This window comes from Streptomyces sp. NPDC052016 (genome assembly GCF_044548445.1).
GTDB lineage: Bacteria > Actinomycetota > Actinomycetes > Streptomycetales > Streptomycetaceae > Streptomyces.
In genome coordinates this window covers 38,461-56,861 of the sequence record NZ_JBIUBX010000015.1, presented here as the reverse complement: position 1 = coordinate 56,861, position 18,401 = coordinate 38,461, and the positions used below count along the sequence as shown (strand labels likewise).

Genomic DNA, 18,401 nt, shown 5'->3' with positions numbered 1-18,401 from the left:
TCCGTTTAGCAGGATCTCTGCCACAACCGTCGTAGCAACTACGCGTGTTGACGGGAAGTGTCCATGCCAAGCCTTTTCCTGTCGTAACGTGATTGATCACGCCAGCTTTGTTACGTGGCCATGTCAAGTTTGTTGACGATGCTTCAACTGTCTTGCTCTACGTGTGTAGCTGACCCAGGCTTTGCAACGGCCGAGAGCGCAACGCCGCGACGCTCGACGCCGTGCGCGCGACTCCGCGCGCACCCCCCACACACGTGCGCCCCACCCGGGCGCGCGCCGCCTGGAGGAGGACTCCCTCGTAATGGCACACCTTCGCAGCACCAAGGTCCGCGTCACCGCCGCCGCCACCGTGGCGGCCGCCGCCCTGGTCGGCGGACTCACCGCGCTCCCCGCCCAGGCCGCCCCGGCCGAGGGAAGGGTCCTCGCGGCCGGCTCCCCCACCGCCGTCAAGGACAGCTACATCGTCACCCTCAAGCAGGACGCCGGCTTCAAGGCGTCCTCGACGACGGGCAAGAACCTGATCAAGGAGTACGGCGGCACGGTGAAGAAGACGTTCGGCGCCGCGCTGAACGGCTACACCGCCACCCTCTCCGCCGCCGAGGCCCGCAGACTCGCCGCCGACCCGGCCGTCGCCGCCGTCGAGCAGAACCAGACCGTCCAACTCGCCGACACCACGCAGTCGAACGCCCCGTGGGGCCTGGACCGCATCGACCAGACCTCGCTCCCGCTCTCCGGCACCTACACCTACCCGGACTCCGGCGGCAGCGGCGTCACCGCGTACGTCATCGACACCGGCGTCCGCATCACGCACTCCCAGATCAGCGGCCGCGCCACGAACGGCTACGACGCCGTCGACGGCGACAACGTCGCCCAGGACGGCAACGGCCACGGCACGCACGTCGCCACCACGATCGCGGGGACGACCTACGGCGTCGCCAAGAAGGCGAAGATCGTGGCGGTCCGCGTGCTGAACAACAGCGGCTCGGGCACCACGGCGGGCGTCATCGCGGGCATCGACTGGGTGACGGCGAACCACTCCGGCCCCTCGGTCGCCAACATGTCCCTCGGCGGCGGCGTCTCCACCACCCTGGACGCGGCCGTGCGCCGCTCCATAGCCAGCGGCGTCACCTACGCCGTCGCGGCGGGCAACAGCAGCACCACCGCCTCCTCGTCCTCCCCGGCCCGCGTCAGCGAGGCCATCACGGTCGGCGCCACCACGAGCACCGACGCGAAGGCCAGTTACTCCAACTACGGCTCGGCGCTGGACATCTTCGCGCCCGGCTCGTCCATCACGGCCGGCTGGCACACCAGCGACACCGCGACCAACACCATCTCCGGCACGTCGATGGCGACCCCGCACGTCGCGGGCGCGGCCGCGGTCTACCTGGCGAACCACACCTCGGCCACCCCGGCCGCGGTCGCCACGGCGCTCGTCAACGGCGCCACCACCGGCAAGGTCACCAGCGCGGGCAGCGGCTCCCCGAACCGCCTGCTGAAGATCGTTCCGTGAGTTTGCTCCCCCTCAACACCGTTGATCTGGCGGTGAGTTGAACCCCGTTCCCCGGAGGCCGCGGTCGCCTCCGGGGAACACTTCTGTCGGGTCCCTGATCGTCCCTGTCCGTCTTGGCGGCCGGACGACCCGTTGTGTAACGGTCAAACGAACAAAAAGGTGAGGTCTCTCTCCAGGTCTTGCCATACGGGCGCAATCGTCAATACCGTCAGACATCTCACCCGCATCGGACCGTCAGTAAGCGGCTCTAGGGGAGGGCTCAAGGACCGCGAGGGTTCCGGCGCGGGGCGCGGTAGGGGGGTGCCGTGCTCGGTGACCGCAGTATGTGACCGGGCCGTGCCGCGCAGTCGGCTGCCGTTTTCCGGAAGCCGACCAGACATGCCAGCTCACCCGGCGTGCGCGGAGAAGTCCTTCGGCATGCCGTGCCACGGGGCGGGCGGAGAGGTCTTCCGCCGTGCCGTGCGGCCGTGGGTGAGAACCAACCCCCCTTTCGAACCGGACGTGGATCCGGACCGCCCAGGGGGGGCGGTCCACCGGACGAGAGGGACCAGACTCATGAGCTCCGTTCTGCAGCCGGCGACATCGGGCCAGGATTTCGAGGCTCCGTCCACCGCCGGAAAGTACCGGCCCATCTCCTCTCACCTGGCCATCGCGCCGCCGGTGAGCGTCGTGATTCCCGCGATGAACGAGGCCGAGAACCTTCCGTACGTCTTCAAGACCCTGCCGGACTGGATCCACGAAGTGGTGCTGGTCGACGGCAACTCCACCGACGACACCGTCGAGGTCGCCCGGGAACTGTGGCCCGGGGTCAAGGTCGTCGGGCAGCAGGGCCGCGGCAAGGGCGACGCCCTGATCACCGGCTTCGAGGCCTGCACCGGCGACATCATCGTGATGGTCGACGCCGACGGCTCGGCCGACGGCAACGAGATCGTGTCGTACGTCTCCGCCCTCGTCTCCGGCGCGGACTTCGCCAAGGGCTCCCGCTTCGCCAACGGCGGCGGCACCGACGACATGACCTTCATCCGATGGCTGGGCAACCGGGTCCTGTGCGCGGTCGTCAACCGCAAGTTCGGCGCCCGCTACACCGACCTGTGCTACGGCTACAACGCCTTCTGGCGGCACTGCCTGGACAAGATCGACCTCGACTGCACCGGCTTCGAGGTGGAGACCCTGATGAACATCCGGGTCGTCAAGGCCGGACTGAAGGTGCAGGAGATCCCCAGCCACGAGTACCTGCGCATCCACGGCGTGAGCAACCTGCGGGCCGTGCGCGACGGGCTGCGGGTGCTGCGGGTCATCCTCAAGGAGCGGTCCAACCGGCGGGCGCTGCGCCGCCGCGGGCACCGCTCACCGGCGCTGGACACGGTCCGGGGAGAGGTGTCTTGAGCACGAACGGCACCCCGCACGACGTCCCCCCGGACATCTCCGTCGTCATCTGCGTCTACACCGAGGACCGCTGGGAGGACATCCTCGCGGCCGTCGCCTCCGTGCGCGCGCAGACCCTTCCGGCCCTGGAGACCCTGCTGGTCGTCGACCACAACCCGGCGCTCCTCGACCGGCTGGCCAAGGAGTACAAGGAGGCCGGCGAGGTACGGGTGCTGCCCAACGCGGGCCCGCGCGGCCTCTCGGCCGGCCGAAACACCGGGATCGCGGCCTCCCACGGCGGGATCATCGCCTTCCTCGACGACGACGCCGTCGCCGAACGGGACTGGCTGCGCCGCTTCGCCGACTCGTACCGCGACCCGCGGGTGATGGCGGTCGGCGGCCGGACGGTGCCGGTCTGGGCCTCCGGCCGGCGGCCCCGCTGGTTCCCCGAGGAGTTCGACTGGGTGGTGGGCTGCTCCTACCGGGGCCTGCCGCCCGGCCGGGTCCGGGTGCGCAACATCCTCGGCGGCAACGCCTCGTTCCGGCGGGAGGCGTTCGACATCGCGGGCGGCTTCGCCACCGGCATCGGACGCGACGGCGACAAGCGGCCGCTGGGCGGCGAGGAGACGGAACTGTGCATCCGGCTCAGCCGCGCCCGCCCCGACGCGGTCCTGCTCGTCGACGACCGTGCGGTGATCCACCACAAGGTGCCCGAGGTTCGCGAGCACTTCGCCTACTTCCGCACCCGCACCTACGCCGAGGGCCTGTCCAAGGCGCTCGTCGCCCGCAGCGTGGGCGCGGCCAAGGGCCTGGAGTCCGAACGCCGGTACACCACCCGGGTGCTGCCGGCCGGCGTCGCCCGGGGCCTGCGCGACCAACTCCTGGGCCGTACCGGCGGAGCCCGCCGCGCGGGCGCGATCGTCGCCGGCGTCCTGACCGCCGCCGGCGGTTACGCGGTGGGCAGCGTACGGGCCCGGCGCAACGGGACGACGTTCTCGGTGGTGCGGACCGGGGAGGTCACCGGCCGCGTCACGGGGGCCGCGGCCGCCGGCGGCCCGGCGTTCGCGGGCGTGGGCCGCGCGGCCAGTGACCGGGGGGACGGAGGGGCGACACCCGCCGCCGCCCGCACGGACGCCGGGCCGAGCGGAGCGGACGTGCCGACCGGGGCGGCCGAGCCCCTCGCCCCCGGGGCCGCCCCGGGTGACGTCGGCGCCGCTCGGGACGTCCCGGAAGCGGAGGGCGCCGCATGACGGAAGCGCGGGTTCCGATCCTGATGTACCACGCGGTCTCGGCCGAGCCGAACGACGCCACCCGTGCCCTGTCGGTCACACCGGAGGCGTTCGCCGAACAGATGGAGCAGGTCGCGGACCGGGGCCTCACCCCGCTCACCACGGCCGGTCTGGCGGCTCGTTGGCGCTCCGGCCGGCCGCTGCCCGACCGGCCGGTCCTGATCACCTTCGACGACGGCTACGAGGGCGTGCACCGCCACGCCCTCCCCGCGCTGGCCGAGCACGGCTTCCCGGCCACGCTGTTCGTGTCCACCGGCTGGCTCCGGGGCCCCTACGACACCGGTGGCGGCCTGGACACCATGCTGGACTGGGGGCAGGTGCGCGAACTGGCCGACGCGGGCGTCGAGATCGGCGGCCACAGCCACACCCACCCGCAGCTCGACCAGATCGACGACGCCACCCTGCGCGCCGAGCTGACCCGCTGCCGGGACATCGTCGCCGACGAACTGGGCGCCTTGCCCGTCTCGTTCGCCTACCCGTACGGCTACTCGAACCGGCGGGTGCGCACGGCGGTGCGGGAGAACGGATTCGCCCAGGCGCTCGCGGTCGGCAACTCCCTCGCCCGCCGCGCCCAGGGCCCGTACGCCCTGCGGCGGGTGACCGTACGGCGCAGCACGGGCGCCGAGGAGTTCGAACGGCTCCTCGACGGCCGGGCCATCGCCCGCACCTTCGCCCGGGACCGCGCCATGACCAAGGGGTACGCGGTGGTCCGCAGGACCCGGCAGCTCCACCGCAGGACCGTCGAAGCCGTCGTCTGAACGGACGGGCGGCGCCGAGGCGCCGGGCGCGGCCGGGGTGAACGGGCCCCGGCCGCGTCCGGACGGCGATGCGCGGCCCACGGCGTCCACACCACGCGACGGGAATCCACAGGATCCATCGGAAAACCACCGCAATCCCCCGTGATCCCCCGAAAACCATCGGGACGCACGGGACCCGTCCGACACACCGACGCGCGGCACGGAAACCGGGTGCACGCGGGCACCGTCTGCCGGATCATGGCGGCATGTCCGCGCACCCACACGACGCTCTGCCGATCCGGCTCACCGTCGACGACTCCGACTCCCCGTCCGACGTCGTCGACGCGCTGTTCCTCGGCCGCTTCGCGACGGGCGAGCAGCCGTACTCGCACGCGGCGAACATCGACCGCGTGCGCTCCGGCGCGAACCTGATCCCGCCGGACGCACGCGTGTTGCGCGTCGCCCGGGACGAGGACCGCAGCGCGACCCTCGCCGAAGGCGACGGCTGGACGCTGCTGGTCTCCCGCTGGAACCGCGGCGCCGACGTGACGGTCACCGCCACCAGCGCCGAACTGGCCGCGAAAGTGCTCAGCGAGGCCACGGACGGCGCCGCGGACGAGCCCGCACCCCAGCCTGAGAACGTGGCCATGGGCTTCTGGTACGTCTCCCCGAGGCGCGGCCCGCACCGCACCACCCGTCAGATCTCCGCGGGCACGTGGGACGAGATCCGCCCCAACTACACGGCCCCGGTCGCCGACGCGATGGACCGTCTGATGGGGACGACCCCGGAGGACATCGCGGGCCGGCTGCTGCTCCTGCACGGCCCGCCCGGCACCGGCAAGACCTCGGCGCTGCGCACCCTGGCCCGCTCCTGGCGGGACTGGTGCCAGGTGGACTGCGTGCTCGACCCCGAGCGGCTGTTCTCCGACGTCGGCTACCTGATGGACATCGCGATCGGCGAGGAGGACGGCACCGGCAAGGGCCGCTGGCGGCTGCTGCTCCTGGAGGACTGCGACGAGCTGATCCGCGGCGAGGCCAAGCACACGGCCGGCCAGGCGCTGTCGCGGCTGCTGAACCTGACCGACGGTCTGCTGGGCCAGGGCCGCAACGTCCTGGTGGGCGTGACCACCAACGAGGACCTGGAGCGCCTGCACCCGGCGGTCGTCCGCCCGGGCCGCTGCCTCGCCCGTATCGAGGTCGGCCCGCTGACCCGGCGGGAGGCGGCGGACTGGCTCGGCACCGAGGAGGGGATCGGGCGCGAGGGGGCGACCCTGGCGGAGCTGTACGCGCTGCGGCGGGGCACCTCCCCGACCGCGCTGCCGGAGCCGCGGGACGGGGCGGACGCCGGGCTGTACCTGTAGCGGGCGGCGCGGGGCTGTATCTGTCGCAGACGGCGCCGGGTGTTTTGATGGAGGTATGACCCTGCACGTCGGCACCTCCGGCTGGCAGTACAAGGACTGGAAGGGCGTCCTGTACCCGGCCGAGGTCCCCGTGCGGCGGTGGCTCGAGGAGTACGCGGCGCACTTCGCCACCGTCGAGATCAACAACGCGTTCTACCGGCTGCCGTCCCGGGAGACCTTCGCCTCCTGGGGCGAGCGCGTCCCGCCGGACTTCGTGGTCGCGGTCAAGGCGAGCCGCTATCTGACCCACATCAAGCGGCTGAAGGACCCGCAGGAGCCGGTGCACCGCCTGATGACCCATGCGGCCGGACTGGGCGCCCGCCTGGGCCCGGTTCTCCTCCAGCTCCCCCCGACCCTGCGCGCCGACCCGGACCTGCTCGACAGCTGCCTGTCCTGTTTCCCGTCCGGCACCCGCGTCGCGGTCGAACCCCGCGACGACTCCTGGTGGACGCCGGCGGTCCGCCGGGTCCTGGAGGCCCGGGGAGCCGCCCTGTGCTGGGCCGACGCCCACTCCCGCCCGGTCACCCCGCTGTGGCGGACCACCGACTGGGGCTACGTCCGCTTCCACCAGGGCCGCGCCCGCCCCTGGCCCCACTACGGGCGCCGCTCCCTGGAGACCTGGCTCGACCGCATCGCCACGACCTGGCCGGCCGGAGCGGACGTGTACGCGTACTTCAACAACGACCCGGGGGGTGCGGCGGTGGACGACGCGGTGACGTTCGCGCGGGCGGCGGAACGCGCGGGCCTGAGTCCGACCCGCGTCCCCGACCGCACCTCACCGGCCCACCGGTGACGGCCCGGCGGGCTCACCCCCCGTAAGCCGCCCGCAGGGCGTCGCGCACCGCGGCCAGCGCCTCGTCCTCCGTGAGCCCCAGGCGCCGCGCCCGCTCCCCGTAGGCCTGCGCGGCGGCGGCCAGCTCGCGTTCCGCCGCCGAGCCCGCGGCGGCGACGTACGTGCCGTGGCGGCCCCGGGTCTCGATCACCCCGTCGGCCTCTAGGGCCCGGTAGGCCTTGGCGACCGTGTTCGCCGCGAGCCCCAGCGACTCGGCGAGGCCCCGCACGGTCGGCAGCCGGTAGCCCACGGGCAGCCGCCCCGACCGGGCCTGCTCGGCGATCTGGGACCGCACCTGCTCGTACGGTGCGGCACCCTCAGCGATGTGGATCTTCAAGGTCACGGCCCGATTGTCCCGTACCGGCCGGAGAAAATGGGAGGCACCCGCCCGCCGGTCCCCCGTAGCGTGCGCTCACATGACCGTCATCGTCCGCGACCTGCGCCCCGACGTACCGGCCGACCTCGAGGCCTACATCCGGGTCCGGGACCTCGCGCTGCCCTACGTGATCTCCACGCCGGAGTCGGTGGCCCGCGAGGTGACCCACGCCCACCCCGACGCCCGCTCCCGCAGGCTGGTCGCCGAGGAGGACGGCGAGATCATCGGCACGGCCCAGGCCGGCCTCGCCCATGAGAGCCCTCGGCCCGGCCAGGGCCTGCTCAACGTGTACGTCGACCCGGCGCGGACCGGCCGGGGCGCGGGCACGCTGCTGGTGCGCACCGCGGAGGAGCACCTGGCGGCCCAGGGCGCGACCCACGTGTTCTCCTGGGTCCTGGACGAGCCCGGCCACCGCGCCTACGCCGAACGGCACGGCTACCGCCCGAGCCGCTCCGCGCACTTCCTCGTGCTGGACCTGGCGAACACCCCGCTGCCGCCGCTCCAGGACCCCCCGCCGGGCGTCGAACTGCGCACCGCGGCCGATTTCGCGGACGACCCGCGCCCACTGTTCGCCCTGGACGCGGAGGTCTCCTCCGACGAACCCGGCGACGTCGACGCGGAGCTCACCGACTACGAGGCCTGGGTCGAGGAGACCTGGCGGAATCCTTTGCTCGACCGGGAGCTGACCTCGATCGCGGTGGTGGACGGCCGTCCCGTCGCCTTCAGCGCGGCCCACACCGACGGCGCCACCCGCTACGGCACGGGCATGACCGGCACCGCCCGCGCCTTCCGCGGCCGCGGTCTGGCCAAGCTCACCAAGAACCACTCGCTGCACCGTGCCCGCGCGGCGGGGTACACGGTGGCCCTGACGGGAAACGACACGGACAACGGCCCGATGCTCGACGTCAACAGGTGGCTCGGGTACGAGATCCGCGCGACGGAGGTGCGCCATGTCCGCGAACTGGGCTGACTCCGCGAGCGGAACCGCGGGACGGATCGACGTGGACGTCGTCCTCGTCAAGGCCGGCCGCACGAAGATCCGCTACCCGGCCGCGCTGCTGTCCGACGACGGCACCCGCCTCGCCGTCCGCGCCCCCTGGGCCGGTGACGGCGTACGCGACTTCGGGTTCGTACGCTTCGAGGCCGGTGACGTCTTCACCGAGTACTACTGGCGCGACCGCTGGTACTCCGTGAAGGAGGTCCGCGCCGCGACGGGCGCCGTGAAGGGCTGGTACTGCGACATCACCCGTCCGGCCGTGCTCACCGGCGGGGAACTGGTCGTGGAGGACCTCGACCTCGACCTGTGGCGCTCCGCCGACGGCACGGACGTGCGACGGCTGGACGAGGACGAGTTCGAGGCGAGCGGTCTGACGGAGTCGGATCCGCAGGCCGCGGCGGCCGCCGTCGCCGCCCTCGACGAGCTGGAGGCGCTGGCGCGCGAGGGCGGCTTCGAGGATCTGCTGGCCCAGGACGCGTCTGCGGCGTGATCCGCACGACGGGCCCTCCGGCACCTCGGCGCCCGGAGGCGGGCGCCGTCGCGCCCGGGTCGGCACGCGCCGAAGTCGCCCCGTCACTCTGGTTTGCCTGGGCCCAGGAGTGACACCCGCCACTGACAGTCGAATCGTGACAGCCGCCACTGACAGACCGGGCGGCGATGAGGAACTCTCCCCGAAAGGGTCTGCCTCCGTGGAGCCGCGGAATCCGGTGGATCCTCAAGGAGGCAGCCATGCGCCGTACGACCGTGCAGAAGCCCCTGAAGAAGACGGACGCCCGCAGGATCCGCAAGGAGGCCGACGAGCGCCCCGCCGGACGCCCCGAGGTGCGGAAGGACATCGCCCGCACCTGGTGGCCGGACGGGTGACGGCCCCGAGCTCCCGCAGGCCGGTTCACTCCGCCTCGGTGCGCTTCCCCACGGTCCGGTGCGGCTCGGTTCGGTCCAGCCGCTTCCGGTAGTGGATGCGGTCGTACGGACCGTCGACCCGCCGCTCCACGACCTCGTAGCCGTATTTCGGGTAGATCTCCTGGTTCTCCCACATCATCGCGTTCGTGTAGAGCCTGACTTCGGGCAGGCCGAGTGCGCGCGCGTGCGCGTCCACGAAACGCAGCAGCCGCCCGCCCGCGCCCGTGCCACGGGCGTCGGGGTGGACGGCGACGCTGTCGAGGAACAGATGGTCCGCGAACGCCTCGACCACCAGCGCTCCGGTGACGGGCTCGCCGGTCACGAACACCTTCCCCGCCGCCACGTTCGCCGCGTGGTCCGCCTCCATGGGCTGCGGCACGACCCCGATGCGCTCGATGTAGGGGCGGTACGCGGCATCCGTCACCGATGTCACGGCCGGTACGTCGGCCGCCGTGGCGGGCCGGATCCCCGCGGTGGTCCCGTCGCTCGTCATGGTGCGCACGCTACCTACCTGATCCCAGTCTGAGCACTTCCTTAAGGGGACCCTAAAGATCGTCCGCGGCCCCCCTCAGCAGGCGATTTCAGGGTTTCTTGGTTCCGGCACACATCAGCACCGGTTCCGAGGAGAGTCCCATGCCCGTACGCCGCAAGGCCGCCGTCGTCGCCGCCGTGGGCCTGACCCCGCTGGCCCTGACCGGGCTGTCCGCCGCCCCCGCGGCCGCGCACGGCTCGATGGGCGACCCGGTCAGCCGGGTCGCGCAGTGCTACGCGGAGGGCCCCGAGAGCCCGGCGTCGGACGCCTGCAAGGCGGCTGTCGCGGCCGGCGGGACACAGGCGCTGTACGACTGGAACGGCGTGCGCATCGGCGACGCCGACGGCCGCCACCAGGAGCTGATTCCCGACGGCAAGCTGTGCAGCGCGAACAACGCCGCGTTCAAGGGCCTGGACCTGGCCCGCGCCGACTGGCCGGCGACGAGCGTGCGCGGCGGCCCGTACACGTTCAAATACCGTGTGACCGCCCCGCACAAGGGCACCTTCACGGTGTACGTCACCAAGTCCGGCTACGACCCGGCGCAGCCGCTGGCCTGGTCCGACCTGGACCTGGAGCACCCGGTGGCGACGGCCACCGACCCGGTCGCGTCGGGCGGTTTCTACACGTTCTCCGGCACCCTGCCCGAGCGTTCGGGCCGGCACCTGCTGTACGCGGTGTGGCAGCGCTCGGACAGCCCGGAGGCGTTCTACTCCTGCTCGGACGTCACCTTCGGCGGGGGCGCCCCGGCCGCCTCCGCGCCCTCGGAGCAGCAGATCGAGGACGGTGCCGACAAGTCGACGATCGAGCACAACGGTCACGGCGACGACGACGCCACCACGACCACGGACCCGGCCTCCGGCCCGACCTCCGAAGCGGCCGCCTCCCCGGCCACCGACTCGTCGTCCGCGGCCCCGGCGGCCCCCGCGGCCGCGGACGACGACCCGCGGGCCATGGCGGCCGGCGAACCGAAGGCGGCCGGGGCCGGCGTCGGCGGGAACCTCGCCGAGACCGGTGGTGACGGCAGCACGCCCTATCTGGCCGTCGGCGGCGCGGCCGTCCTGGCGCTGGGCGCGGCCGTGCTGTTCGCGTCGGTGCGCCGGCGCGCGGTGGGCGGCGGCCGGCACGGCCGCTGACCGCACAAACTCCGGGGCCTGACCGGCGGCTCAGGTCGGTCAGGCCCCGGTGGGCACCATCCTGCGGTCGGCCGGCGCGGTGGGTCAGTCGAACACCGACGCGCAGGTGGTGGGAGTGGCGTGCGCCGGGTCGAGCGCGTTGGCCACCTCGTGGAAGGCGATCCGGTCGGTCAGGCCGAGCAGCGCGTGCTCGGACAGGTCGAGCGGGCAGAGGTCCTGGACGAGGACGTTCCTGACGTCGCTCCCGCTCAGGAACTGCGACCGGTAGGGGGTCACCACCTCGTCGTACTTGGTGGCGATGACCGTGTAGCGGACGCCGGGAACGGTGTCGCCGCCCGCGTTGAGCCTGGTCATGAAGTCGGAGCCGGCGATCTGCTGGGCGAGGGCGGGGGTGGCGGCGGTGAGGAGTTCCTCGGCGCCGGGGAAGAACGGCAGCAGGCGGGTCAGCCCGGCGAGGGTGGTGCCGTGGTTGCTGGGCGCGATGCCGACGAGGGCGTTCACCTTGGCGGCCCCGCCGAGGAACTTCAGGTAGTAGCGGGGCATCATGCCGCCCTGCGAGTGGCCGACGAGGTCGGCCTCGGCGGCGCCGGTCGCGGCGAGCACCTTGTCGACGTAGGCGGACAGTTGCTCGGCCGACTTGTCGATGGGGCCCAGGGCGTGGAAGAAGGGGACGCCGGGCAGTTGGCCGTAGTCGAGGGAGAAGACGCAGTAGCCGCGGTTCTCCAGGTACGGCGCGAGGGCGAGCCAGTTGTCCACCGAGTTGGCGAAGGTGCCGTGGACGAGGACGACGGGGCGGGGGTGGGCGGCGGAGGGCGTGCAGTCGTAGTCGTTCCACCCTCCCTCGCTCGGGGCGGAGGAGGCGTGGGCGGAGGAGGCGGGGAGGGTGGTGGCCGCTGCGGCCAGGAGCAGGGCGGCCAGCGGTCTGAACAGGCGCTTCCAGGGCAGCATCGCGTGATCTCCTTGCGGCTCAAGGGAGGTTCGACGGCCTTACGCCTTGTGATCCGGATCACGAGGATGCTGTTCACTCGTCAAGTTACGAGCGAGTAGGTGAAGTGTGAAGTTACGCGTCGGCAAAAACTTCCGGTGACAGCCGGGGCTGCCGACAACTCTGACACTCCGTCACCAGGTGGGCCTCAGGGGACCGTAGGGGGCGATGCGGGCCAAACGGTCGCCCAGCACCCGCACTTCACCCTCCCCGAGCGTCTCCACCCATGCCCGCACCGCCTCGGCGGCGGCCTCCTCCGCGGCGCGGGTGCACGCCCACCCCCGCTCGGTGAGCACGATCAGCCGGGCCCGCGCGTCCTGGGGGTGCGGCCGGCGCTCGACGTACCCCTTGCGGACGAGCTCGTCGACGAGCTGGCTCGCCGCCTGTTTGGTCACCCCGAGATGGACGGCCAGCTCGGTGACCGTCGCGCCGTCCGGGGCGAGCCGCGTGAACGCGAAGCCGTAGGCCGGCCGCCCCTCGAAACCGCGGGCCTCGACCCCGCGGTTGATGCGCCGCGTGAGATCACCGGCGGCGGCGAGCAGGGCGGCGGTCAGGGCGAGGGCTTCGGAGTTCTGCACGCCTGCATTGAAACACCCTTGACGACATGGTCAAGCTGCTTGACCATGGTCCCCCAGAAATGGTCAAGCAGCTTGACCATTTCACCGGTCCGCCAGAGTCAGGAGTTCCGCCATGCCCGTCGTCCGCCCCTCCGACACCGTCACGCACGAGATCCACGGCGCCCGCTTCGTCTCCTACGCCACCCCCCGCACCGGGAGCCGTGAACTGGCCGCCTGGCGCGGCGAGATCCCCCCGGGGACGAAAGCCCCCGCACACACCGTCAACCGGGAGGAGATCCTCCATCTGCTCATCGGCGAACTCCTCCTGACGCTCGACGGCCGCACCGAGCGCGTCACGGCGGGCGACACCGTGATCGTCGGCGCGGGCACGACCCTCGCCGTCGAGAATCCGACCGACCACACGGCCCTGTCGTGGGTCACGACCTCCCTCGGCCTGGAAGCGGTCCTCGCGGACGGCACGCGGATCACTCCCCCGTGGGCCAACTGACCTGCGCACACGACGACGCCGGCCGCCCGCCTTCCTGCCGGTCAGTCGGCCAGCGCGCCCGTCAGTCGGCCAGCGCGCCCGGCCGCACCGCGTCCGGGCCGAAGCGCCGACGGGCCCGGTCCGCGGCGGCCTCGGCGGCACGGGCGCGGGTGTCGCCGGGGTCCAGGGAGAGCTGACGGTAGGCATCGGCGGCCGGCAGGAGGTCGTCGGCACGGACCGCGAAGGCGCGCACCCGCGCTCGCTGCAGCCCGAGGGAGGTCAGCAGACCCAGGGCGGTCGCGGCGAGAGCGGGTGAGTGGTGGGTGGGTTCCGGCAGCGCGCGCGTGCGCGTGGTGGAGCTGCGGTCGGCGTACCGGACCGTGAGGGTGACGCGGCCGGCGACCTGGTTCTCCGCGCGCAGGCGCTGACCGATCCGGTCGGCGAGCCCCAGGACGGCTCGGTGATGCTGTGCGGGGTCGAGGCTGTCCCGGTCGAACACGAGATCGGCGGTGAGGTGCGCCGCCGGCTCCCTGGGGGTGACCGGGCGGGGATCGTGGCCTCGGGCGCGTTCGGTCAGGAGCCGCGCCTGGCCGACGCCGAGGAGGCGCTGCAGGGTGGCCGCGGGCAGGTCGACGACCTGGCCGATGGTGTGCAGGCCGTACCTGCCGAGCGTCTCCGCCGTGGCACGGCCGACCCCGGGCAGTGCGGTGACCGGGCGGGGGCGCAGCCAGTCGGCGGACCGTTCGGCGGGGACCCAGGTGGTGTCTCCCGGCGCGGACGCGTCGGCCGCCATGGCGGCCAGCATGCGGTTGCCCGCGAGGCCGGCGCTGCTGTCGATGCCGTAGAAGAGCTTCAGCCGCATCTTCGCCAACTGCACGACGTCGTAGGGGGACAGGTCGAAGTACCTGAGGGCCGAGGTCAGGTCGAGCTGGACGGCGTTGGGCGGGACGGCCTGCACATGAGGCGTGATGCCATACATCAGTTCGATCACGTCGTCGTACTGCTCCTCGGTCAGTACGGCGTGCAGGTAGAGGTGGGCGATGTGCCGCCGGCGTCCGGTCATCCCGCGCTCCCCGGGCTGGTGTAGCCGAGCTTCTTCACATCGGCCGATCGGCTGCCTGCGGGGCGCAGGTCGGCGTACGGGTGCAGCCGGGCACCCGCGGTGCCGTTGACCAGGGTGCGCCGCGGCTGGGCGGGGGTCGGGTGCGGGTGGTCGGCGCCGAGGAGGGCGAGCGCGGCCTCGGGGCCGTTGTCGCGGCGGGCGGCGGCGATCTCGTCCAGGTCCCAGGCCATGGTGGCGACGACGGTACGGCGGGTGCCGCGCACCTGGACCGTGCCGCGCACCAGCAGCAGCCCGCTGTGGAAGACGGTGTGGGCGCAGGCGGGGTGGGAGTCCTCGAAGAAGACCAGGTCGACCAGGCCGGAACCGTCCTCCAGGGTGACGAAGATGATGCGCCGGCCGCTGGCGATCGGCGGGGTCTGGGTGGAGGCCCGCACCCCGGCGACGAGGACCTGCTGACCGGGGCGCGTGCCGGCCAGGTGGGCCGCGTCGGTCGCGCCGATCTCCCGCAGCAGCCGGTGGTGGTGCTCCATCAGGTGCTTGGAGACGTCGATGCCGAGGGTGCTCAGCTCGGCGCTCAGCGCCTCGCGTCCGGTCATCTCCGGCAGGCCGCTGGGCTCGGCCCCGCCGACGGCGCCCGCGTCGAGGGGCAGCTGGCCCTCGCCCGCGGACCGGTTGCGGGACTGCCGGTGCAGTTCGGCGATCTGCAGCAGCAGGTCGCGTCGCGTGAGGCGGCCGTCGTGGAGGGTGTTCAGGGCGCCGATCTCCGCGAGGCGTTCGGCGACCGGCCTGCTGGGACGGGCCCGCTGCCAGAAGTCCGACAGCGATCCGTACGGCTGGCCCTCCTCGATCCGCGCGCTCTCGGCCTCGCTGATGCCGCGCACCTCGGACAGCGCGAGGCGCACGCCCCATCGCTCTCCCTCGGCCCGCTCCACGGTGTGCTTCGCCTTGGAGCGGTTGACGTCGACGGGCAGGACCGGCACGCCGCCCCGGCGGGCGTCGGCGACGAGGACGCGCTTGGGCCACATGCCGGGGTCGTGTTCGAGGAGGCCGGCCAGCAGGAACGCCGGATAGTGGGCCTTCAGCCAGGCGCTCTGCAGCGCGGGTACGGCGAAGGCGACCGCGTGGGCCCGGCAGAAGCCGTAGGCGCCGAAGGCCTCGACGGTCTTCCAGACCTCGTCCCGGACGGCCGCGCTGTAACCGCGGGCGGACGCCTGGCGGTGGAACCAGTCCCTGATCCTGGGCAGCCGGTCCTTGTCGCCGAGCGCCCGCCGGGCGACCTCGGCCAGCGCGAGGTCGCAGCCGGTCATCACCGAGAAGGTCTCCATGATCTGCTCGTGCCAGATGGTCACGCCGTAGGTGTCGGCGAGCACCGGCTCCAGGTCCGGGTGGGCGTACTCCGGGGAGCCGCCGTGGCGTGCGGCGATGTAGCGCTCGGGCATGCCGCCGCGGACCGGGCCGGGGCGGAAGAGGCTGATGTCGGCGATGACGTCCTGCGGGTCGCGCGGCTGGAGCCGGGACAGCAGATCCTGCTGGCCGGGCGACTCCAGCTGGAACAGACCCAGGGTCTGGCTCTCCTGGATGAGCTTGAACGCGAAGACGTCGTCGAGCGGCACCTGCCGTGGGTCGTCCAGGTCGATGCGGTTGCCGGTGGTCCGCTCGATCTCCGTGACGGCGTGGGCCATCGCGGACTGCATGCGCACCCCCAGGACGTCCAGTTTGATGTTCCCCAGGTCCTCGATCTCCTCCTTGGCCGCCATCGCCATCGGGTAGTCGCCCTGCGGAGTGGGCTGCACCGGCAGCCGGTCCAGGAGCGTCGCGTCGCCGATCACCACACCGCAGGGGTGCATGGCCATGCCGTGGACCAGGGAGTCGAGGCCCTCGGCGAGCTCCCACAGCGGCCCGTACCGGTCCGCCTCGGCCGCGAGCTGCCGCAGTTCGGGCAGTTCGGCGAGGGCGGCGGTGATGTCGGAGGCCCGGAAGTGCGGGAAGCTCTTGGCGATCCGGTCCACCTCCGCCGGCGCGATCCCCAGCGCCAGGCCGGTGTCCCGCAGGGCCCGGCGCGCCCGGTAGGTCTCGGGCATCGCGGTGACCGCCACCCGTTCCCTGCCGAACCTTTCGAAGATCGTGTCGTAGCACTCCAGCCGCCGGGCGGACTCCACGTCGATGTCGATGTCGGGCAGCGACGCCCGGCGCTCGCTCAGGAAGCGTTCGAACAGCAGGCGGTGGTCGAGCGGGTTGGCCGTGGCGATGTCCAGCGTGTGGCAGACCATCGAGCCCGCGCCCGAGCCGCGGGCCGCGACCCGGATGCCCTTCGCCCGGATGTCGGCCACGACCTGGCCCACGGCGAGGAAGTACGCGTCGTAGTCCAGCTTGGAGATCACGGAGAGTTCCTCGTCGAGCCGGTCGAGTGCGACCCGGTCGTGGTCCAGGCCGCGCCGGACCAGCCCTTCCTCGCACCGCCTGCGCAGCAGCCGTGCCGCGCCGCCCGGCCCGGGCTCGGCGCCGAGCACTTCCGGCTCCGGGAGGTGCCGTGTGCCCAGTCCGAGGCCGGACACGGGATCGAGGACGCACGAGGCCGCCGTGGCGGCGGTGTCCGCCATCAGCCGGCGCGCCCGCCAGGCGTCCGCTCCGGCGCATTCGGCGATCAGCCGCGCGATGTCCGCCATCCTTCCCTCGTCCTTGAGCCAGCGCTGCCCGCTGTCCAGACGGCGCCGATCGATGGGCCGCAGCAACCGCGCGGCGTCCAGGACGTCGGCGAGGCGGTGCTGCTCCGGGTCGGCGTAGCGGACGGCGTTGGAGAGCACGGCGGTGGTACGGGTGCGGTCGGCCAGCGCCAGGGTGCGGGCGGCCAGACGGAGCGACCCCGGCCCCATGCCGAAACGTTTCTGCGCGACGGCCTCCAGCCTGACCCCGTCCCCGAAGACCTCCTGCCAGGGCGCCAGCAGCTTCACCGCGACGTCCTCCCGGCCCACCGCCAGCGCCCTCACCGGCTCCGAGAGCGGGCCGAGCAGCGCCAGCAGGCCGGGGCCGCCGTGCTCGCGCAGCGCCTCCCACGGCACCACCGGCGCCCGGCCGGACACGGCGCCCACGTGCGCCGCCGAAGTGATGCGGCACAGCCGCGCCCAGCCCTCCCGGTCCTGGGCGAGCAGCACGAACCGCAAGGGCGGCTCGATCACGTGCGCGCCGCCGCGCGCGGGGGTACGGCGCCGCTGCCCGGGAGGGGGCGGCGCGACGGCCTCCACCGCCAGGTCGACACCGAAGACCGGCCGGACCCCGTCCCGGGCACAGGCCTTCGCGAACCGTACGACCCCGGTCACCGTGTCCCGGTCGGTCAGCGCGAGCGCGGTCACGCCCCGCTGGGCCGCCCTTCGGACAAGGTGCTCCGGGTGAGCTGCGCCGTAGCGGGCGGAGTAACCGGACGCGACGTGCAGATGGGCGAAGCCCGCCATGCCGCACCTCCATCACTCCACCCCTTTTAAGCCAGAACACCCGATACGTTCATCGTACTCGCGTTCGATTACTCTAGCCGCATCGAACTAGGTCAGCGAGCTTATTCGAACACATGACCGTATCGACAGGGGGTCGAGGCGGAAGCTGGACCGATGCCTTCACGCCATCCCCATGGCAGCCCGGCGGGACAGCGCAGTCGGGCCGACCGCCCCTCACGGCCCGCCGGTCCGCCCGCCGCGATGAGGTTCGTCACTCCTCCGAACGGTGCTGGACTCGGGCGGGCGGCTCGCGGGTCCCCGGTGGGGGGCGGGGGCCGCAGGGTCGCGGGCTGGGGCCGATGCCGCGAGCGGGGGCCGGGGTCGCGGGGGCGCGAGCCGGTAGGCGGGGTAGCGGGGCCCGAGCCGACAGGCGGGACCGCGAGCCGGTAGGCGGAGAACCGTCGGGAACGGCTCCCGGGCGAGCCACTCGACCGCGCGGTGGCCGACGCGGGGACGGCTCGCAAGCGCATCTCTGGGCCGGACGATCGACGCCACGCCGGAAGGCACCGGCTCCGCGCTGCCGTCGGGCGCCGAGCGCCGAGCGCCGAGCGCCGGGACCCTGGCGGCGCGCTCGACCGCCCACTCGCTTCGGAGGGCAACGGCACGACCGCCTCGTTGCCGGTGCTGTCGGCGCGAGGGCCGGGGAGGGCCGCGAAGGCCGGGGAGGGCCGCGAGGGCCGGGATCGCTCTGCCGACGGCGGTACCGCGGACGAGGCAAGCGCGGAACAGGCCTCGAACCGAGGCGGC

16 protein-coding genes and 1 pseudogene are annotated in these 18,401 nt (G+C 73.0%); 11 read left to right on the top strand and 6 right to left on the bottom strand.

The features are described from left to right. The first annotated feature begins 301 nt into the window (after window positions 1–301). The 6 genes and pseudogenes from ACIHAR_RS19810 to ACIHAR_RS19785 all read left to right on the top strand — a co-directional run bounded on the left by ACIHAR_RS19810 (window position 302) and on the right by ACIHAR_RS19785 (window position 7,094). Window positions 302–1,510 (top strand): S8 family peptidase, encoded by a 1,209-nt coding sequence (locus tag ACIHAR_RS19810; RefSeq protein WP_365456086.1) that lies wholly within the window; start codon window positions 302–304, stop codon window positions 1,508–1,510. Between the two features lie 555 nt (window positions 1,511–2,065). Next, entirely contained in the window at window positions 2,066–2,896 is an 831-nt protein-coding gene (locus ACIHAR_RS19805; RefSeq protein ID WP_400020707.1) for a glycosyltransferase family 2 protein, read from the top strand. Continuing rightward, window positions 2,893–3,879: pseudogene (locus ACIHAR_RS19800) on the top strand (glycosyltransferase family 2 protein); the annotation flags it as partial. The gene ACIHAR_RS19805 and the pseudogene ACIHAR_RS19800, both read left to right, overlap by 4 nt. Window positions 3,880–4,121: 242 nt before the next feature. Next, window positions 4,122–4,922: a polysaccharide deacetylase family protein gene (locus ACIHAR_RS19795; RefSeq protein ID WP_365456092.1), complete on the top strand. Its 801-nt coding sequence runs from the start codon at window positions 4,122–4,124 to the stop codon at window positions 4,920–4,922. A 245-nt stretch (window positions 4,923–5,167) separates the two neighbouring features. Further along, entirely contained in the window at window positions 5,168–6,262 is a 1,095-nt protein-coding gene (locus ACIHAR_RS19790) for a DUF5925 domain-containing protein (protein ID WP_400020704.1), read from the top strand. Window positions 6,263–6,317: 55 nt separating this feature from the next. Continuing rightward, entirely contained in the window at window positions 6,318–7,094 is a 777-nt protein-coding gene (locus tag ACIHAR_RS19785) for a DUF72 domain-containing protein (protein ID WP_400020702.1), read from the top strand. 13 nt (window positions 7,095–7,107) lie between these two features. Here the strand turns inward: ACIHAR_RS19785 and ACIHAR_RS19780 are convergent, their stop codons facing one another. Next, window positions 7,108–7,476, bottom strand: coding sequence for a GntR family transcriptional regulator (locus tag ACIHAR_RS19780; RefSeq protein WP_365456100.1), 369 nt, complete (start codon window positions 7,474–7,476; stop codon window positions 7,108–7,110). Window positions 7,477–7,549: 73 nt separating this feature from the next. On the opposite strand from ACIHAR_RS19780, the gene ACIHAR_RS19775 reads away from it, so the two are divergent. The 3 genes from ACIHAR_RS19775 (at window position 7,550) to ACIHAR_RS19765 (ending at window position 9,370) form a co-directional block, all read left to right on the top strand. Further along, window positions 7,550–8,479, top strand: coding sequence for a GNAT family N-acetyltransferase (locus ACIHAR_RS19775; protein ID WP_365456103.1), 930 nt, complete (start codon window positions 7,550–7,552; stop codon window positions 8,477–8,479). Further along, on the top strand, window positions 8,460–8,996 hold the full coding sequence (locus ACIHAR_RS19770) for a DUF402 domain-containing protein (RefSeq protein WP_365456106.1): 537 nt from the start codon (window positions 8,460–8,462) through the stop codon (window positions 8,994–8,996). Before ACIHAR_RS19775 ends, ACIHAR_RS19770 begins: the two co-directional genes overlap by 20 nt. Before the next feature lie 239 nt (window positions 8,997–9,235). Beyond that, entirely contained in the window at window positions 9,236–9,370 is a 135-nt protein-coding gene (locus ACIHAR_RS19765) for a hypothetical protein (RefSeq protein WP_365456109.1), read from the top strand. Between the two features lie 25 nt (window positions 9,371–9,395). Here ACIHAR_RS19765 and ACIHAR_RS19760 read toward each other — a convergent pair whose 3' ends face one another. Further along, window positions 9,396–9,902 carry a GNAT family N-acetyltransferase gene (locus tag ACIHAR_RS19760; RefSeq protein WP_365456112.1) on the bottom strand — a complete coding sequence of 169 codons (507 nt, stop codon included), beginning with the start codon at window positions 9,900–9,902 and terminating at the stop codon, window positions 9,396–9,398. A gap of 140 nt (window positions 9,903–10,042) precedes the next feature. Here ACIHAR_RS19760 and ACIHAR_RS19755 point away from each other — a divergent pair, with 140 nt between their 5' ends. Then, the gene (locus ACIHAR_RS19755) at window positions 10,043–11,074 is read left to right on the top strand and encodes a lytic polysaccharide monooxygenase (RefSeq protein WP_400020698.1); all 1,032 of its coding nucleotides are present in this window, start codon (window positions 10,043–10,045) and stop codon (window positions 11,072–11,074) included. 84 nt (window positions 11,075–11,158) lie between these two features. Here the strand turns inward: ACIHAR_RS19755 and ACIHAR_RS19750 are convergent, their stop codons facing one another. Further along, window positions 11,159–12,022 carry an alpha/beta fold hydrolase gene (locus ACIHAR_RS19750; protein ID WP_365469557.1) on the bottom strand — a complete coding sequence of 288 codons (864 nt, stop codon included), beginning with the start codon at window positions 12,020–12,022 and terminating at the stop codon, window positions 11,159–11,161. A 171-nt stretch (window positions 12,023–12,193) separates the two neighbouring features. Then, on the bottom strand, window positions 12,194–12,637 hold the full coding sequence (locus ACIHAR_RS19745) for a MarR family winged helix-turn-helix transcriptional regulator (RefSeq protein WP_400020695.1): 444 nt from the start codon (window positions 12,635–12,637) through the stop codon (window positions 12,194–12,196). A gap of 112 nt (window positions 12,638–12,749) precedes the next feature. Here ACIHAR_RS19745 and ACIHAR_RS19740 point away from each other — a divergent pair, with 112 nt between their 5' ends. Then, window positions 12,750–13,124: a cupin domain-containing protein gene (locus tag ACIHAR_RS19740; RefSeq protein WP_365469563.1), complete on the top strand. Its 375-nt coding sequence runs from the start codon at window positions 12,750–12,752 to the stop codon at window positions 13,122–13,124. Window positions 13,125–13,185: 61 nt separating this feature from the next. Here ACIHAR_RS19740 and ACIHAR_RS19735 read toward each other — a convergent pair whose 3' ends face one another. Both ACIHAR_RS19735 and ACIHAR_RS19730 read right to left on the bottom strand, forming a co-directional pair. Continuing rightward, the gene (locus ACIHAR_RS19735) at window positions 13,186–14,166 is read right to left on the bottom strand and encodes a DNA polymerase thumb domain-containing protein (RefSeq protein WP_365469566.1); all 981 of its coding nucleotides are present in this window, start codon (window positions 14,164–14,166) and stop codon (window positions 13,186–13,188) included. Further along, a complete protein-coding gene (locus ACIHAR_RS19730; protein WP_400020692.1) occupies window positions 14,163–17,615 on the bottom strand; it encodes a DNA polymerase III subunit alpha in 3,453 nt (1,150 codons plus the stop codon). Before ACIHAR_RS19730 ends, ACIHAR_RS19735 begins: the two co-directional genes overlap by 4 nt. Between the last annotated feature and the right edge of the window lie 786 nt (window positions 17,616–18,401).

Bases quoted from the DNA above. Each gene is read 5' to 3' on its own strand.
- ACIHAR_RS19810 (WP_365456086.1), top strand. From the start codon at position 302: ATGGCACACCTTCGCAGCACCAAGGTCCGCGTCACCGCCGCCGCCACC.
- ACIHAR_RS19805 (WP_400020707.1), top strand. From the start codon at position 2,066: ATGAGCTCCGTTCTGCAGCCGGCGACATCGGGCCAGGATTTCGAGGCT.
- ACIHAR_RS19795 (WP_365456092.1), top strand. From the start codon at position 4,122: ATGACGGAAGCGCGGGTTCCGATCCTGATGTACCACGCGGTCTCGGCC.
- ACIHAR_RS19790 (WP_400020704.1), top strand. From the start codon at position 5,168: ATGTCCGCGCACCCACACGACGCTCTGCCGATCCGGCTCACCGTCGAC.
- ACIHAR_RS19785 (WP_400020702.1), top strand. From the start codon at position 6,318: ATGACCCTGCACGTCGGCACCTCCGGCTGGCAGTACAAGGACTGGAAG.
- ACIHAR_RS19775 (WP_365456103.1), top strand. From the start codon at position 7,550: ATGACCGTCATCGTCCGCGACCTGCGCCCCGACGTACCGGCCGACCTC.
- ACIHAR_RS19770 (WP_365456106.1), top strand. From the start codon at position 8,460: ATGTCCGCGAACTGGGCTGACTCCGCGAGCGGAACCGCGGGACGGATC.
- ACIHAR_RS19765 (WP_365456109.1), top strand. From the start codon at position 9,236: ATGCGCCGTACGACCGTGCAGAAGCCCCTGAAGAAGACGGACGCCCGC.
- ACIHAR_RS19760 (WP_365456112.1), bottom strand. From the start codon at position 9,902: ATGACGAGCGACGGGACCACCGCGGGGATCCGGCCCGCCACGGCGGCC.
- ACIHAR_RS19755 (WP_400020698.1), top strand. From the start codon at position 10,043: ATGCCCGTACGCCGCAAGGCCGCCGTCGTCGCCGCCGTGGGCCTGACC.
- ACIHAR_RS19750 (WP_365469557.1), bottom strand. From the start codon at position 12,022: ATGCTGCCCTGGAAGCGCCTGTTCAGACCGCTGGCCGCCCTGCTCCTG.
- ACIHAR_RS19740 (WP_365469563.1), top strand. From the start codon at position 12,750: ATGCCCGTCGTCCGCCCCTCCGACACCGTCACGCACGAGATCCACGGC.
- ACIHAR_RS19735 (WP_365469566.1), bottom strand. From the start codon at position 14,166: ATGACCGGACGCCGGCGGCACATCGCCCACCTCTACCTGCACGCCGTA.
- ACIHAR_RS19730 (WP_400020692.1), bottom strand. From the start codon at position 17,615: ATGGCGGGCTTCGCCCATCTGCACGTCGCGTCCGGTTACTCCGCCCGC.